This is a genomic window from Amycolatopsis dendrobii (assembly GCF_014145675.1).
Lineage (GTDB): Bacteria > Actinomycetota > Actinomycetes > Mycobacteriales > Pseudonocardiaceae > Amycolatopsis > Amycolatopsis dendrobii.
Map to the genome: position 1 here is coordinate 423,392 of NZ_JACGZW010000004.1, position 15,077 is coordinate 438,468.

Genomic DNA, 15,077 nt, shown 5'->3' on the forward strand with positions numbered 1-15,077 from the left:
CTAAGAAGCCCGCAACAACCCGCTCAACCACCCGGCGAACACCTGCTGCACATCCCCTCGCATCCGGTCCGGGTCGTCCGCGTTGGCGATCATCCGCGCCGCCTCCATCACCGCGGCCAAGACCAGTTGCGCCAAAGCATCCACCGGGGTGTCGACGATCAACCCGGCATCCCGCGCAGCCGCCAGGTTTTCCGCGACCAGCCCCAAGCCGTACTCGGCCTCGAGGTCGCGCCAGGCGTCCCAGCCCAGCACGGCGGGGGCGTCGGTCAGCGAGATCCGCCGGACGTCCGGCCGCAGGCAAGCGTCCAGGAACACTCCCAGCGCGGACGAAAGGCCGGAAAGCGGGTCCGCTGCGCCGTCGAGGACTTCCGAGACCTCGGCGGTCAGCTCGCGTTCCAGCACTTCGACGACGGCCCGGAAGAGGCCCTGTTTGTCGCCGAAGTGGTGGTACAGCGCGCCCCGTGTGACGCCTGCCGTGCGAGTGATTTCTTCAGCAGGCACGTCGTGGTAGCCGCGTGCGCCGAAGAGGTCTCGGGCGGCCTTGATCAGTGCGGCTCGCGTCGCGTCGGAGCGTTCTTGCTGGGTACGTCGCACGCACCTAATCTGCCATGGCGGCGGCGAAGCGCGTGATGTGCCCGGCCAGTGCGTCCGGCTGATCCTCCGAGACGAAGGTGTAGGAGTCCGGGACCTCGACGAGTTCCGCGTCCGGCAGCACCTCCGCCAGGCGGTGCGCGAGGCTGATCGGGAACAGCTTCTCCTCCGGCGGCCAGACCAGCAGCACTGGACGCTTGAACTGCCTCAGTTTCTCCGCCGCGGCGAGGGTGTGGTTCGAGTCGACGGTGCGCAGGAACTTGCGCAAATCCCTTCGCAGACCAGGGGATTTCCGCAGCTTGCCCAGGTACTCCTCGGCGACGTCCGGCGGCAGCGGGCGCTTCGTGACCCAGCCGAAGAGCAGCGGCAGCCGGTACAGCGCCTTGATCCGCAGCAACTGGCCGAGCACCGCCATCGAACCCGGAACTCGGGCGATGGCCGGCAGCGGCTGGAAGATCGGCGGGAAGAAGTACTCGAAGCTGTCCGACGGCGTCAGCACGACCCGTCCGACCCGCTCCGGATACCGCGCGAGCAGCAACTGCGTGATGGCGCCGCCGGTGTCGTTGGCGACCAGGATGACGTCTTCCAGGTCCAGCGCGGTGAGGAAGTCGCCGAGGAGCGTGGCGAGGCCGGCGGCGCTGAGGTCAGCGTCCGAGCGCATCGGGACCGGGTGCGCGCCCAGCGGAAGATCTGGGGCCAGGCAACGGAATCCGGCGCCCGCGACGGTCGGGACGACCTTGCGCCACAGCAGGGCGTTGGTGAGTACGCCGTGCACGAAAACGACCGGGCGTCCGCGTCCGCGTTCGAAGTACCGGAGTTCGCCTTGGGGGAGGTTGACGTGCCGGGCGGTGCCCAGTTGTTCGTATGCGCTCATGCCGGCAAAGATACATACATGCAGTCTGTATGTAAATTACCTCTGCGGTAATGGACGGCCTGACCAGGGCGGTTAGCTCAAGCGGCGGGTGATCCGGTCGAACAGGTCGTCCAGCGGTTCGCCGAGGTCTTGGCCGAACTCGGTCAAGCCGTAGGTGACCTGGGGCGGCGTGGTCGGCTCGACCTGCCGCCAGACGAGGCCGTCCTCGACCAGTGCGCGCAGGGACTGGGCGAGCATCTTCTCGCTGATGCCCCGGATGCTTTCGCGCAGTTCGAAGAACCGGAGTTCCTTGTCCCGCAACGAGATGAGGATCCAGATGCCCCACCGGCTGGTCACGTGGTCGATCACGGCGCGAGCGGGGCAGTCGGTGTGAAACACCTCATAACGCGGTGGCGAGCCGGCCGGGGTGAACTGCGCGCTTCCTGTCACGTACCGAGCTTACCGAAAGGTACGTCCTTACCAGGAGTAAGCGAATCGCCCTAGCGTCGGCCGTCTGCGAAAGGAGCTGTTCATGATCGTGGTGACCGGGGCGACCGGAAACATCGGCAGGCCGTTGGTGCGGGCGCTCGTCGACGCGGGCGAGCAGGTGACGGCGGTGTCGCGACGGGTCGGCGAGGTGCCGGACGGGGTCCGGCACGTGGTGGCCGACCTGGCGGATCCGCCGAGTCTCGAACCCGCGCTGACCGGGGCGAAAGCGTTGTTCCTGCTGCTGTCCGGCGATCTGCACGCGGTCGGCGCGAACCCCGCCGACCTCATCGCGAAGGCCGTGGACGCTGGGGTCCGCCGGGTCGTCCTGCTCTCCACCCTGGGCGTGGCGACCAGGCCGTTCGGCACGACGCGGATCGCCATGCGCGAACTCGAAGACGTACTGCGCGAGTCTGGCCTGGACTGGGTCATCCTGCGGCCGGGCGGGTTCGACTCCAACGCGCTGTGGTGGGCGGAATCCGTTCGTGCACAGGGCATGGTCGCCGCGCCGTTCGGCGACACCGGGGTGCCGATCGTCGATCCGGCGGACATCGGCGAGGTCGCCGCGGCTTGCCTGCGGGACGACCGGCACGTCGGCGGCGTGTACGAGCTGACCGGGCCGGAGGTGATCACTCCGCGCCGGCAAACGGAGGCGCTGGCCGCCGCGCTGGGCAAGCCGGTGCGGTTCCAGGAGCTGACCCGCGCCGAGGCCAAGGCGGGGATGGTCCAGAGCATGCCGGGCGAACTCGCCGACGACACCTTGGACATCCTCAGTTCGCCGACCCCGGCCGAACTGCGCGTCAGCCCGGACGTCGAGCGGGTTCTCGGCCGCGCGCCGCGGTCGTTCGCCGACTGGGCGGCCCGCAATGTCGCCGCGTTCCGCTGAGACCTACTCAGCCGAAGCCGGATCGCAGCGCGAGCACAGGCCGGACACCGCTTCCTCGGCGGATTCCGTTGGCGCGCCGGGGATCGCCTCCAGCCTGCCGCATTGGCGGCACAGCAGGTGACGGTGGTCGAAACCGGAAAGCTCGTAGCGTTGCGCGACGCCGACGTGGTCGAAGCGGTGGACGAGACCGGCGGTGACGCCGGTGGTCAGCACGTCGTGGACGCCCCTCGTGGACGCCATCGACAGCCGTTCGCGGACCAGCGGCAGCAGTTCCGCGACGGTGACGTGCGGGTTTTCGGCCAGTACTTCCAGCACGACCTGCCGGGCGGTCGTCACGCGCAGGCCGGCGCGCCGGAGCCGGGTTCCGGCGTCGGCGCTGGACGGGATGGGTGCGGAGGTCGTGAGCACGCCTCCTTTGTAGTCCCTAAAGTTGATCCAGTCAATTGTAAGAACGGGTCAACTCTGGGACTGTGAGCCACTGCACGCCAGAATTGATTCGGTCAAGTCTGGGGGTACGATCCGGCCATGGACGAGTTCGGGACACGCCTGCGCGACAAGGGCCTGCGCAACACGCCGCAGCGGCGTGCGGTGCTGGCCGCGGTCGCGCGGACCCCGCACGTCACGGCCGCGGAGATCGCGACAGTGCTCGACGCCGACGGGGCCGTCGGCGCGTTGTCCAGGCAGGGCCTTTACAACGTGCTCGACGACCTCGTCGGCGCCCGGCTGCTGCGCCCGCTCGAACCGGCGGGCTCGCCCGCGCGGTTCGAACTCGAAACCCACGACAACCACCACCACCTGGTCTGCCGCGGCTGCGGCCGGATCCAGGACGTGCCGTGCGCGATCGGAGCCGCGCCGTGCCTCGACCCCGGTCCGGTGCCCGGTTTCCGGGTGGACCAGGCGGAGGTCACGTGGTGGGGGATGTGCGCCGAGTGCGAGGCCAAGGCTTAACGCAGCGCGTCCTCCAGTGCCGCGAGCCCGACCGGGCCGACGGCGAGCGCGTCCGCGTGCCACTGGCGCAACGTGAATCCGGGTTTTGCGGCGGCTTCGGCACGCGCCTGAAGCCACGCGCGTTCGCCGATCTTGTACGAGATCGCTTGGCTCGGCCAGCCGAGATAGCGCACGATTTCGGCGTGCACCCGGTGTTCCGCGGCCAATCCGCGCTCATGCAGGAACCGGCGCGCGGCGTCGAAGTCCCAGCGGGAACCGTCCGGCAGCGGCAGGTCGAGGTGCGAGCCGAGGTCGATCACGACGCGCGCGGCCCGCAGCGCCGAACCGGCGAGCATGCCGAGCCGCGTGCCGCGTTCGGAGAACCAGCCCAGTTCGTCGGCGAGGCGTTCGGCGTACAGCGCCCAGCCTTCCGCGTGCCCGCTCACTGAATGGACGCGTGCGTACCGGCTCACCGAGTCGCCGGCCAGCCCCGCGACGCCGATCTGCAGATGGTGTCCGGGAACGCCTTCGTGGAACACCGTGGTCAGCTCGGACCAGGTCGCGAAGCGCTCCCGTCCGCCCAGCGGCCACCACGTGCGGCCGGGACGAGTGCCGTCTTCGGCGGGCCCGGTGTAGTACGGCGAACCTGACGCCGAGCCGTACGCGAGCACGACGTCCAAGGCGCGCAACGGTTCCGGGATGTCGAAGTGCTCGCTCGCCGCTTCCAGCGAACGGTCGTGAGCGGCGCGCAGCCAGTCCAAATAGGACTCTTCGCCGTTGACCGCGCACTCTTTGTCCAGCAGTGCGAGGACTTCCGCTACGCTCGCGCCGGGCTGGATTTTCGCGACCTCGGCGGCGATTTCCGTTTCGATGCGCTGAAGTTCCGCCCAGCCCCATTCGTAAGCCTCGGCGAGATCGAGATCCGCGCCGAGGGAAAGCCGGGCCGCGACGGCGTAGCGTTCCGCGCCGACGCCATCGGTTTCGGTGGCGTGCGGGGCGTATTCCTCGCGCAGGAACCGGGCGAGCGCCGCGTAACCGCGATGGGCGGCGTCCGCACCGGCGCGCAGTTCGTCGGCCTGCGGTCCGTCGCCGTACTCCTCGACGAGTGCATTGTGGACACCGGCGTAGCGCTCGGCCTGCGCCGCGGTCTCCAGCGCCTGCCGGCGGGCCGCGCGCAGGCCGCGGTCGAGACCGGCCTGCAGCGTCTTCTGCCAGCCCGCGAGCATCGTTTCGACGCCGGTCATCCGGACCGCGAGGACGTGCCAGTCGTCCGCGTCGCGGCGCGGCAGCAGCCGGACCGAATCGGCGATCGAGCTCAGCGTGCCGAAATGTGCCTGTACCTGGCGGAACGGCTCGTCGAGCTCGTGCCAGGCCAGTTCGGCCTCGAGGCTGTTCCGCAGATGCGCGGACGCGATCCGGTCCGCGCGGGACTCGGGGGTCAGCTTCGCGAGAGCGGCGAGCGTGCGCCGGGCCAGGTCGGCGCGCGCCGCGAAACCGTCCGGGGTGAGGTCGGTGAGCGCGGTCGCGTCGGTGGTCACGCCGTCCAGGGTCGCGGCGATCGGGTCGAGCGCTGCCTCAGCCGTGACGTGGTCGGCGGACAGCTGAAAAATCGGGGTCACGCCGCCACGTTAGCCGGGAGCCGCCGCCTGAATATAGAGACGTTAGCGGGGTTCAGTCGCTGGTATAGAGAGAATGCCCGCGCCGGTGAGCCGGCGCGGGCATCCGCGGGAGAAAAGCCTCAGTCCGTGCCGGATTCCATCGCGGCGCGGTCGAGCAGTTCGACGTCGTCGGCCCGGCCGCGGGACGCGATCGTCTCCGCGCCGCCTTCCGGCATCGCGCCGATCAGGCCGGTCGAGGCCGCCTGCGCGGCGCCGATCAGCTTCGGGTGCGAGTTGCCGCCGACCATGCCGAGGCTCGCGTACTGCTCCAGCTTGGCGCGCGAGTCGGCGATGTCGAGGTTCCGCATGGTCAGCTGGCCGATCCGGTCGACCGGGCCGAACGCGGAGTCCTCGGTGCGCTCCATCGACAGCTTGTCCGGGTGGTAGCTGAACGCCGGGCCGGACGTGTCGAGGATCGAGTAGTCCTCGCCGCGCCGCAGCCGCAGCGTGACCTCGCCGGTGATCGCGGTGCCGACCCAGCGCTGCAGCGATTCGCGCAGCATCATCGCCTGCGGGTCCAGCCAGCGGCCCTCGTACATCAGCCTGCCGAGCCTGCGGCCCTCGTTGTGGTAGCTGGCGATGGTGTCCTCGTTGTGCACCGCGTTGACCAGCCGCTCGTAAGCCGCGTGCAGCAGCGCCATGCCCGGGGCCTCGTAGATGCCGCGGCTCTTGGCCTCGATGATCCGGTTCTCGATCTGGTCGGACATGCCGAGCCCGTGCCGCCCGCCGATCGCGTTGGCCTCCAGCACCAGCTCGACCGAGGTGCCGAACTCCTTGCCGTTGATGCTCACCGGACGGCCCTGCTCGAAGCCGATCGTGACGTCCTCGGTCGCGATCTCGACTTCCGGGTCCCAGAACCGCACGCCCATGATCGGCTCGACGATCTCGATGCCGGTGTCGAGGTGCTCCAGCGACTTCGCCTCGTGCGTGGCGCCCCAGATGTTGGCGTCGGTGGAGTAGGCCTTCTCGGTGCTGTCGCGGTAGGGCAGGTCGTGCGCCTGCAGCCACTCCGACATCTCCTTGCGGCCGCCGAGCTCGCCGACGAACGCCGCGTCGAGCCACGGCTTGTAGATCCGCAGGCCCGGGTTGGCCAGCAGGCCGTAGCGGTAGAACCGCTCGATGTCGTTGCCCTTGTAGGTGGAGCCGTCGCCCCAGATCTGGACGTTGTCCTCCAGCATCGCGCGCACCAGCAGGGTGCCGGTGACCGCGCGGCCGAGCGGGGTGGTGTTGAAGTAGGCCCGGCCGCCGGTGCGGATGTGGAAGGCCCCGCAGGTCAGCGCGGCGAGCCCCTCTTCGACGAGGGCTTCCTTGCAGTCGACCAGCCGCGCGAGCTCCGCCCCGTAGGCGTGCGCGCGGCCGGGGACGGAGGCGATGTCGGGTTCGTCGTACTGGCCGATGTCGGCGGTGTAGGTGCACGGAACCGCACCCTTGTCGCGCATCCACGCCACCGCCACGGACGTGTCGAGGCCGCCGGAGAACGCGATGCCGACCCGCTCGCCGACGGGAAGGGAAGTGAGCACCTTGGACATAGGAATGATTATGCACGACTGTGTATGAACGTGCATCACTGGGTGGTGTGAACTCGCTCTCCCGGGTTCTGCGATGGCTCTTTCACCGCTCTTGCAGCCGCTGCCGCCACCACGCAGCGGCATGCCAGAGGCTGCGGGAACTCGCTGCCGGGTCGGGCAGGGTTCTTCGCCTGAACTCGGCGTCGAGGGGAGCGAGGACTCGACGCAGCTCCGCCCGTGCGCGGAAAGGGAGGGCTCGCAGGGCGAGCTCCAGCTCGTCGCGGGCTTCGACCGGATCGCAGCACGGACAGTCGGTCCACGGAACATACAGCCAGCGGCCAGGCTGGCGCAGGAAGCGCTGATACCGGTCGAGTGCCGGGGAAACGCATTCGGCCCACAGATCGCGGGCTTCGGGTTGGGCGGCGCGTATCGCGCCGGGCTTCCTACGAGGCATTGCCCCTTCGGGTCGACGTCATATCGAGAGGATGCCACATTTTCGGTCAGCCAGCTGCTCAGTACGTGCGGCCCTTCCACCCCGTCCGGCGCCGAGCGGAGTCGATCGTCATCAAGGTGTAGAGCGCCGCGGTGAACGGCAGCATCAGCCCCGCGGCCAGGGGTTGCCGGTAATACCGGGCGACCGGGACGAACGTCGCGGCCATCAGCAGCCAGGCGACGGCGGCCTGCCACGAGCCGGTCAGGGCGAGCACCGGCGGGGCGAGGAAAACGACGATCATCCCGACAACAGTCCCGGCCAGCAGCAGCGGCGAATGCCGGAGCTGGGTGTAGGCGCTGCGGGCGACCATCTGCCACAGGTCCGCGAGCCGCGGGTACGGCCGGACACTCCAGACCTTCGACGCGTAGCCCAGCCATATCCGGCCTCCCTGTGGAGACGCCCGCGCGACTGCGCGGGCGAGCGCGACGTCGTCGATGACCGCGCCGCGGATCGCGGCGATTCCGCCGGCGCGTTCGAGCGCTGTGCGGCGGACGAGGACGCAACCGCCGGCCGCGGCGGCGGTGCGCCAGCGCGCGGAGTTCACGCGGCGGAAGGGGTAGAGCATCGCGAAGAAATAGACGAAAGCGGGCACGATCAGCCGTTCCCAGAACGTCTCGGTGCGCAGAACGGCCATTTGCGACACCAAGTCCCTGCCGCTGGTCGCGACGAGAGCTTCCAGCGAATCGGGGGCGTGTGCGATGTCAGCGTCGGTCAGGAGCAGGAAGTCGACGTCTCCGGCTTCGCGGACGCCGTGTGCGACGGCCCAGAGTTTCCCGGTCCAGCCGTCCGGTGGTTCGCCGGGGCTCGTGACGGTGAGCGGGAGTCCATTGGGGACGGTCAGCGAGCGGGCGACTTCCGCGGTGCCGTCGCTGCTTCCGTCGTCCACGAAGATGACTCGCGCGTCGCCCGGATAGCTCTGGCGCAGCAGGGTGGGCAGGGTTTCCGGAAGCAGTCCGGCCTCGTCGCGGGCTGGTACCACGATGGCGACGGACGGCCAGCGCTCCGGCCGGACCAGTTCGGGCAGCCGCTGGTCGGTGCGCCAGAACCAGCTGTGGCACAACGCGAGCCCGGCCCACACCGCCAGCGTCGCCCACGCGAGGACCGTGCTCATGCGCGGAGTGTAGTGACTGGCAGCAAACTGACAGGTCGCTCCCAGCGGACTCATAGATTCGCGGCTGAGACTGGGTGTTCCCACCACCGGAGAGGACACCTGGCATGGACCCGGACATCAGGAGAAGGCAAGAGGAACGGACGCGCGTCCGGCACCGGACCGCGGTCGTCACGGCGGTCGCGGCAGTGCTCGGAGTCGCGGCGGCAGGCGGCATCGGATACGGACTGACCGCGGCCGGCTCGACCGGCGGCACGACGTCGACCGGCAACGGCACCGCCTCGACCGACAGCGGGACTGGATCGAGCACCTCTGGCCAGGACCAGTTGCAGGTGCCCGCGCAGGATCCCGGATCGGGCTCCGGGCACGCCCACACCGGATCGGGCGCGTCGTGACCGGGCCGTACTCGGCGGCGTTTCCGGCGCTCGGCACGACCGCACGGGTGCTCGTCACCGAGGAGGCCGCGCTCGGCCCGGCGACCGAACTGTTGCGGACGCGGCTCGCCGAACTCGATCGGGCATGCAGCCGTTTCCGGACGGATTCGGAAATTTCGGCCCTCCACCGCGCCGCGGGCCGGGAGGTTGAGGTGAGCCCCCTGCTCGCCGACGCGCTGTCGGCCGCTTTGCGGGCTTCGTGGCTGAGCGGCGGTTTGGTCGATCCGACGGTCGGCGGGTCGATGGCAGCACTCGGCTACGACCGCGATTTCGCCGAGATCGCCGACGGCCCCGCTGCGACGCCAGTCCCCGCGCCGGGTTCGCATTGGGTGCTGTTCGAACCGGCCCGCCGAATCGTCGTGCTGCCGCGCGGCGTGCTGCTGGACTTGGGCGCGACCGCGAAAGCGTTCGCCGCGGACCGGACCGCCGCCGAAATCGCCCACCGCACCGGCTGCGGCGTGCTAGTGAACCTCGGCGGCGATCTCGCGGTGGCGGGTCCCGCCCCGGCAGGCGGCTGGAAGGTAGCGATCGGTGACGACCACACCGATTCGGTCGCCCACCCGGACACGACGATCACGCTCACCAGCGGCGGTTTGGCGACCTCCGGCGTCGCTCGGCGAACCTGGCGACGCGGTGGTCGCGTGGTGCACCACATCGTCGACCCGCGCACCGGCGAATCGGCGGATCCGTGCTGGCGGACGGTATCGGTAGCAGCTGAGTCCTGTGTGGACGCCAACACGGCGAGCACGGCGTCGGTCGTATTGGGCGTTGCCGCGTTGGACTGGCTGAGGTCGCGGGGATTGCCCGCGCGATTGGCGAGTTCGCGCGGCGCTGTCCGGACTACTGCCGGTTGGCCGGAGGATCGCCGGGAGCGTGCGTCATGAGTTCCGCGCTCTGGTACTTCAGCCGCGCCACCGGAATCGTCTCGCTGGTGTTCTCGACGGCCGTGGTGGCACTCGGTTTCCTCAACTCCGGCCGATTCGCGACCCGGCGCTGGCCCCGCTTCGCCCTCGCCGATCTGCACCGGAACCTCGCCCTGGCCAGCCTCGTCTTTTTGGGCGCCCACATCGGTTTCGCGGTCGTCGACGGCTATGTGGACCTCAATTGGCTCTCCGTCGTCGTCCCGTTCGTCTCAAGCTACGAACCGTTCTGGATCGGCATCGGTGCGGTAGCAGTGGATCTGCTGCTCGCCATCGTCGTGACGAGCCTGCTGCGGACTCGCATCCCGCCGCGGTTGTGGCGCGCCGTGCACTGGCTCGCCTACCTGTGCTGGCCGGTCGCGCTCGCGCACAGCGTCGGCCTGGTCGCTTCCGACAGCGCACGCCCGTTGCTCATCGCGCTCGACATCGTTTGCCTGGTCGCTGTTTTGGCTGCCGCGAGCGTGCGGTTCGGCAGTACCAGCCCCGACACCGAGGCCCGCCGCCTCTCTCCCCTTCAGAGGTGACTCGTGCTTCCCTTGCACCGTAACAACCTTGCCGCTCACCTGTCCGTCCACGGCAGACTTCCCGTTCTGGATCGCGACGCCTTGATCCACGCAATCGACGCCGCCGGTATCCGCGGCCGAGGCGGCGCTGGCTTCCCCGCTGCGGCGAAACTGCGCTCTGTCTCACCGGGACGATCCATTGTGGTCGCGAATGGCTGCGAAAGCGATCCATTCAGCAGCAAAGATCGCGCCCTCCTGGAACTCGCGCCACACCTCGTGCTGGACGGTATCCAGGTTGCCGCTCGTGCCGTCGGCGCTACCGAGGCTTACCTCTGCCTGCACGAGGGAAACCGAAGCGTAATGGCCGCTCTAGCCGAGCGGCGCGACGCCGTGCCGGTGAAGGTCGTTGCAGTCCCGCCGCGATACGTCGCCAGCGAAGAAACCGCGCTAGTGCATTTCCTGGCCACCGGCGATGCTCGTCCGACCGGCAAATTCCCCCGCCCGACCGAACGCGGCCTGCGCGGACGCCCGACGCTGGTCCACAATGTCGAAACCTTGGCCCGCTTCGCGATCGTCGCCCGAACCGGCGCGGACCGCTCTGTCCACACTGACCTGGTCACCGTCACCGGAGCCGTCGCCCGCCCCGGGGTGCTGGAAGTGCCAGCCGACACTCCGATCTCCGCGATCCTCGCCCGCGCCGGCGGATCCGTTACCGCGCGAGCAGTCCTGATCGGCGGCTATGGCGGTACCTGGATGCCTCGCGCCTTGGCCGACCCGTTGCCCCTCGGTCGCGAGCCGGGCTTGTCTTCGCTCCACCTGCTCCCGGAACCGAACTGCGGCCTCGAGCTGACTCGGAATATTCTCTTTGCCCTGGCGGGAGAATCGGCCCGCCAATGTGGACCGTGCATGTTCGGACTCCCGGCCATCGCCGCGGATTTCGCCGACCTGCTGTCCGGACGGGACGCGACCGGCCGCCTTGCGCACCGCCTCCCGCTCCTCAGTGGACGCGGCGCGTGCGCACACCCGGACGGAGCCGTCCGCCTGGCCGCGAGCGCACTACGAGTCTTCGCCGCCGATGTCCGCGCGCACCTGACGGTTGGCTCGTGCCGGATCACGGCAGGTGCGGCATGAGCCGCCTGACGGTGGACCCGATCGCCTGCCGTGCGCACGGTTTGTGCGCGGACGTGCTGCCGGAGCTGATCACTGTGGACGAATGGGGTTACCCGGTAGTACACGGGGGCCCGGTGACCGAATCGCTGCTGGCCGAGGCGCGGCGAGCTGCTGCGGCTTGCCCGGCGCTGGCGTTGCGGTTACGGAAATCGTAATAAGCGCAACGCCAACGCCGGATTCAGCTGTGAATCAGCAACGCCACCACGCCGAAATCGCTGCCGCGGAGGCTGCGATCCACGGGGCATATTCGGCGTAGGACGAGGCGAAGTGCATCAACAATGACTCCTAAAAGCGAGACTGGACGGGCTCCCGGCCAGCAACATGGATCTTGCAGCGCCAAGCTATCGTGCCGCACGAAACCCGGAGTCAGCGACTCTACTGAGGGTGGTGTCTGCACTTGATGACAACCCAGCGGAGCGAATCCTCTCGCAGGATCGGGGCTTCATCTAGTAGCTGGAAGTGATTCACCCATTCGTGATGGTGGACCGCCGCGGCGCAGGCATGGCGACAGTGCGTTCTCCGTCCCTGGCCTGCGGAATCGCATGGGGATTCCGGGCCGCGGCAAGCCGTTCTTCGACGCGGTCCGCTTTGGCGTCCTTGCCGCGACCTCGGTAGAAGGCCGCGGCGCGCCGCCACGCGTCGACAGCGTCTTCATGATTCCCGCGTGAGTAAAGGATTTCGGCGAATGCTTCCAGGGCCCGGGCCTGACCGGTCGCGTTGTGGGCGCGTTCGGCCAGTTCGACCGCTTCCTGTGACAACCGCAGCGCGGCACGGTCGTCTCGTTCGGCCGCGGCGAGCCGGGCCTCCACGGTGCGCAGTCGCATCGTGGCGGTGAGATCACCGGCGATCTGGGCTTGTGCCAGCAGGCAATGCCGGTGCACCACCGCGAATTCTTCCTCTCGGAGATGGAGTTCCGCGAGCGTTGTGTAGGTCGTGGCCTGTCCGGCGGTGTCGCCGGCGAGCGCTCGCAGGTGGAGTGCGCGGTGGTAGTGCGGCAGCGCCTTTTCGTACTGGTCGAGGTCGGCGAGGGTCTCGCCGAGATACTGCTCTGCCTTCGCCTCGCGGACCAGGTCGCGGTTGCGTTGCGCGTGCGTGATGCAGCGGCGGAAGAGGGCGATCGCTTCGGCCGGACGCCCGGTGTGCCGGTACAACTGCGCGAAGTTGATGTTGATTGTCAACACTCCGATGGGCGACCCCTCGGCCGTGGCGAGTTCCAGTGCTCGGGTCAGTGCTTGCTCGGCCGTTTTGTGGTTGCTGAGCGTGAGGTTGAGTTCGCCGAGATCGTTCAGGGTCGACGCTTCCGCGTGCGGATCCTGGTTTGCCCGCGCGGCCCGTGCCGCGATAGCGAACCCGGTGCTCATTTCGTCGTAAAAACCATACTTGTCAAGGGTATCGGCAATGAGATGGGGAAGCATGCACGCTATTTCGAAATGATGGCGCTCCAGAGCCAGTGCGGTGAGTGCGACGATATTGGTGCGCTCGCGCAAAAACCACTGCGTTGCGGCGTCCGGCGTCGTGAACCCCGTGGGGCGGATGCCAGGTTCCGGGTCGGGCTGCGGCGGGCGGTCGCGGTGTGGGTGCGCCTTCCGGTGCGCGCGGTACGCGGTGCTGTAGTAATGCGACAGCAAGCGCCGCAACGGCCGCGAGTCGTGGTCTTGATCGCTCAGCGTCTGGGCGTACCGATGGAAAATGGAGACAATTCGGTAGCGGTCCGTATCACCGGGCTGGTCGATCAAGTGCAGTGCGACCAAGGTTTCGAGCGCCCGCCGGGTTTCCGAGGCGGGGCGTCCGGCCGCGGACAGCAGGGTGTCCACGTGGATTTCCGCGCCGGGATGGTGCCCGAAGAGCCGGAAAACGGCCTGGCTCGGAGGCTCGAGCATCCGGTACGACGAGGAGAACACGGCGCGCAGGCTTTGGTCGTCGCCATCGTCGCCGATGCTCAGCAGCATCTCCGGATCGCGCAACTGGTCGAGCATCGTGCTGAGACTCAGCCCCGGACGGCGCGCGGCGCTCTCGGCGATCAAGGTGAGTGCCAGCGGCAAGCCGTCGCAGAGGTGGGCGATTCGGCGGGCCGCGTCGGGTTCCCGGTCTCCTCGGCCGCGCAGGCGTCGGACGAACAGTTCCAGCGAGTCGCGGTCGTTGAGGCGGTCGAGGCTGAGTTCGGCGAGTTCGTGCCTTCGGACCAGTGCGCTGAGGCGGCGGCGCGAGGTGACGATCACCGCGCATTCGGACAGCACGTTCAGCAACTGGTCGACGTGGTCGGAGTTCTCCGCGTCGTCGAGGATGACCAGCACGGAGCGGTCGGTCAGCTGCTGGCGCAGGACCGCGGCGCGCGCTGTCGCGTCCACCACGTGGTCGACTGGGTAGCTGAGTTCCTGCAGCAGCCGGTCGACGATGTCGGACGGTTCGAGCCGCGGTGCCGGGCCGAAGCCGTGCAGGTCGAGGTAGATCGATCCGCCTGGGAACCAGTCCGCGCAGCGGTGCGCCCAGTGCACCGCGAGGCTCGTCTTGCCGATTCCGGGCGGGCCGCTGAGCACGACGGCGGGTGAGCGGGTCGGCGAGCCTGGCCGGAGCCACTGGTCGAGGGTGTCCAGTGCGCGGGTGCGGCTGATGAATCCGCGGAGGTCGCGGGGGAGCGGATGCGACGGCGGCGCGGCCCGGCGCACCGGGGCGGCAGCCGGAGCGGGCGGGTTTTCGTGGCGGTCCCGGAGTTCGTCGTGGAAGGCGCGCAACAAGACCTTGGCGGTGTCGTCTGCGGCTTCGTGGAATCGGCGGTGCGCGTCGAGGTAGTGGGCCTGGGCCTGCTCGGACTGCCCGAGCGCGTAGTAGATCCGGATCTGGAGCTTGACGAACGCCAGCCGGCCGGCGTGTTCGGGGGACAGTTCCTGCATCCATCCCGCGGCCTCGTCGGGACGGCCGAGTACCAGCAATTGGCTCGTCAGGAATTCTCGCGCGGGAAGCAACATGGACTTTATTTTGTCCTCGCGCCAATTGTTCGCGCGTTCGGTGCGGAGCTCCGGCAGCGGTTCATCGCGCCATAAGGAAAGCGCGGAGGAGGCTGATTCATACGCTGCTTCATGATCATCGTCGCGCGCCGCCTCGTGTGCTTTGCGCATTGTTTTCCGAAAGGCGGCGACGTCCACGAGACCCTCGTCGAGGTCGACCGAGTAGCCGTCGCCGGACCGTGCGACGGTGGCGGGAACGTCCGCGTCGGCGAGGGCGGGACGCAGCCGGTGCACCGCCTTGTACAGGGCTTCTTGCGGGTTTCCCGGCAGGTCGTCGTCCCAGAGCCAGGAGATGAGGGCGTCCTGGGAAAAGCGCCGGCCCGGCCGTGTGAGCAGGATTCCGAGAATATTCCGGGTTTGCCGCTGACCCCACTGCTCATTCATCTTCCCGTGCATCCGCACCGCAGGCTGCCCGAGAATTCCGTAGGCGAAGTCCATTCGACGCCCCTCCCTCGTCGATTGCCCAGTTTCGCATTGATCCGGGGGATCGGCGACCGCTTTCGGGATAACGATCATCGGGGGAATTGTCTTGTCC

Annotated in this window: 15 protein-coding genes; 7 read left to right on the plus strand and 8 right to left on the minus strand. The window is 68.8% G+C overall.

What is annotated here, in order from left to right; all coding sequences use genetic code 11:
• From H4281_RS13755 to H4281_RS13765, 3 genes are all read right to left on the minus strand, one after another.
• Entirely contained in the window at positions 1–594 is a 594-nt protein-coding gene (locus H4281_RS13755; RefSeq protein ID WP_182891267.1) for a TetR/AcrR family transcriptional regulator, read from the minus strand.
• 4 nt (positions 595–598) lie between these two features.
• The gene (locus tag H4281_RS13760) at positions 599–1,465 is read right to left on the minus strand and encodes an alpha/beta fold hydrolase (protein ID WP_182891268.1); all 867 of its coding nucleotides are present in this window, start codon (positions 1,463–1,465) and stop codon (positions 599–601) included.
• A gap of 72 nt (positions 1,466–1,537) precedes the next feature.
• On the minus strand, positions 1,538–1,894 hold the full coding sequence (locus tag H4281_RS13765; protein ID WP_182891269.1) for a winged helix-turn-helix transcriptional regulator: 357 nt from the start codon (positions 1,892–1,894) through the stop codon (positions 1,538–1,540).
• 82 nt (positions 1,895–1,976) lie between these two features.
• Between H4281_RS13765 and H4281_RS13770 the strand changes: the two genes are divergently transcribed.
• Entirely contained in the window at positions 1,977–2,816 is an 840-nt protein-coding gene (locus H4281_RS13770) for an NAD(P)H-binding protein (protein WP_182891270.1), read from the plus strand.
• 3 nt (positions 2,817–2,819) lie between these two features.
• Here the strand turns inward: H4281_RS13770 and H4281_RS13775 are convergent, their stop codons facing one another.
• Positions 2,820–3,224: a Fur family transcriptional regulator gene (locus tag H4281_RS13775; protein ID WP_051172835.1), complete on the minus strand. Its 405-nt coding sequence runs from the start codon at positions 3,222–3,224 to the stop codon at positions 2,820–2,822.
• Between the two features lie 117 nt (positions 3,225–3,341).
• Between H4281_RS13775 and H4281_RS13780 the strand changes: the two genes are divergently transcribed.
• Positions 3,342–3,764, plus strand: coding sequence for a Fur family transcriptional regulator (locus H4281_RS13780; RefSeq protein ID WP_182891271.1), 423 nt, complete (start codon positions 3,342–3,344; stop codon positions 3,762–3,764).
• Here the strand turns inward: H4281_RS13780 and H4281_RS13785 are convergent.
• From H4281_RS13785 to H4281_RS13795, 3 genes are all read right to left on the minus strand, one after another.
• Entirely contained in the window at positions 3,761–5,362 is a 1,602-nt protein-coding gene (locus H4281_RS13785) for a DUF885 domain-containing protein (RefSeq protein ID WP_182891272.1), read from the minus strand. The genes H4281_RS13780 and H4281_RS13785 overlap by 4 nt on opposite strands.
• A gap of 119 nt (positions 5,363–5,481) precedes the next feature.
• Positions 5,482–6,930 carry an argininosuccinate synthase gene (argG, locus tag H4281_RS13790; RefSeq protein ID WP_182891273.1) on the minus strand — a complete coding sequence of 483 codons (1,449 nt, stop codon included), beginning with the start codon at positions 6,928–6,930 and terminating at the stop codon, positions 5,482–5,484.
• Positions 6,931–7,421: 491 nt separating this feature from the next.
• Positions 7,422–8,513 (minus strand): glycosyltransferase, encoded by a 1,092-nt coding sequence (locus H4281_RS13795; protein ID WP_182891274.1) that lies wholly within the window; start codon positions 8,511–8,513, stop codon positions 7,422–7,424.
• 104 nt (positions 8,514–8,617) lie between these two features.
• On the opposite strand from H4281_RS13795, the gene H4281_RS13800 reads away from it, so the two are divergent.
• From H4281_RS13800 to H4281_RS13820, 5 genes are read left to right on the plus strand one after another with little or no spacing between them, the layout of a single operon-like run.
• Complete coding sequence (locus H4281_RS13800; protein ID WP_182891275.1) at positions 8,618–8,905, plus strand: hypothetical protein; 288 nt, start codon at positions 8,618–8,620, stop codon at positions 8,903–8,905.
• Complete coding sequence (locus tag H4281_RS13805; RefSeq protein ID WP_182891276.1) at positions 8,902–9,828, plus strand: FAD:protein FMN transferase; 927 nt, start codon at positions 8,902–8,904, stop codon at positions 9,826–9,828. The genes H4281_RS13800 and H4281_RS13805 overlap by 4 nt, the downstream gene beginning before the upstream one ends.
• Positions 9,825–10,388 (plus strand): ferric reductase-like transmembrane domain-containing protein, encoded by a 564-nt coding sequence (locus H4281_RS13810; protein WP_182891277.1) that lies wholly within the window; start codon positions 9,825–9,827, stop codon positions 10,386–10,388. Before H4281_RS13805 ends, H4281_RS13810 begins: the two co-directional genes overlap by 4 nt.
• A gap of 3 nt (positions 10,389–10,391) precedes the next feature.
• Positions 10,392–11,498 (plus strand): NADH-ubiquinone oxidoreductase-F iron-sulfur binding region domain-containing protein, encoded by a 1,107-nt coding sequence (locus H4281_RS13815; RefSeq protein WP_182891278.1) that lies wholly within the window; start codon positions 10,392–10,394, stop codon positions 11,496–11,498.
• On the plus strand, positions 11,495–11,692 hold the full coding sequence (locus tag H4281_RS13820; protein ID WP_182891279.1) for a ferredoxin: 198 nt from the start codon (positions 11,495–11,497) through the stop codon (positions 11,690–11,692). Before H4281_RS13815 ends, H4281_RS13820 begins: the two co-directional genes overlap by 4 nt.
• A 309-nt stretch (positions 11,693–12,001) precedes the next feature.
• On the opposite strand, the gene H4281_RS13825 is transcribed toward H4281_RS13820, so the two are convergent.
• Positions 12,002–14,980, minus strand: a complete 2,979-nt coding sequence (locus H4281_RS13825) for an AfsR/SARP family transcriptional regulator (RefSeq protein WP_182891280.1) — start codon at positions 14,978–14,980, stop codon at positions 12,002–12,004.
• Between the last annotated feature and the right edge of the window lie 97 nt (positions 14,981–15,077).

Excerpts from the sequence above, each read along its gene's own strand:
- H4281_RS13760 (WP_182891268.1), bottom strand. The coding sequence starts at position 1,465 with ATGAGCGCATACGAACAACTGGGCACCGCCCGGCACGTCAACCTCCCC.
- H4281_RS13810 (WP_182891277.1), top strand. The coding sequence starts at position 9,825 with ATGAGTTCCGCGCTCTGGTACTTCAGCCGCGCCACCGGAATCGTCTCG.
- H4281_RS13795 (WP_182891274.1), bottom strand. The coding sequence starts at position 8,513 with ATGAGCACGGTCCTCGCGTGGGCGACGCTGGCGGTGTGGGCCGGGCTC.
- H4281_RS13820 (WP_182891279.1), top strand. The coding sequence starts at position 11,495 with ATGAGCCGCCTGACGGTGGACCCGATCGCCTGCCGTGCGCACGGTTTG.
- H4281_RS13770 (WP_182891270.1), top strand. The coding sequence starts at position 1,977 with ATGATCGTGGTGACCGGGGCGACCGGAAACATCGGCAGGCCGTTGGTG.
- H4281_RS13780 (WP_182891271.1), top strand. The coding sequence starts at position 3,342 with ATGGACGAGTTCGGGACACGCCTGCGCGACAAGGGCCTGCGCAACACG.
- H4281_RS13825 (WP_182891280.1), bottom strand. The coding sequence starts at position 14,980 with ATGGACTTCGCCTACGGAATTCTCGGGCAGCCTGCGGTGCGGATGCAC.
- argG (WP_182891273.1), bottom strand. The coding sequence starts at position 6,930 with ATGTCCAAGGTGCTCACTTCCCTTCCCGTCGGCGAGCGGGTCGGCATC.
- H4281_RS13800 (WP_182891275.1), top strand. The coding sequence starts at position 8,618 with ATGGACCCGGACATCAGGAGAAGGCAAGAGGAACGGACGCGCGTCCGG.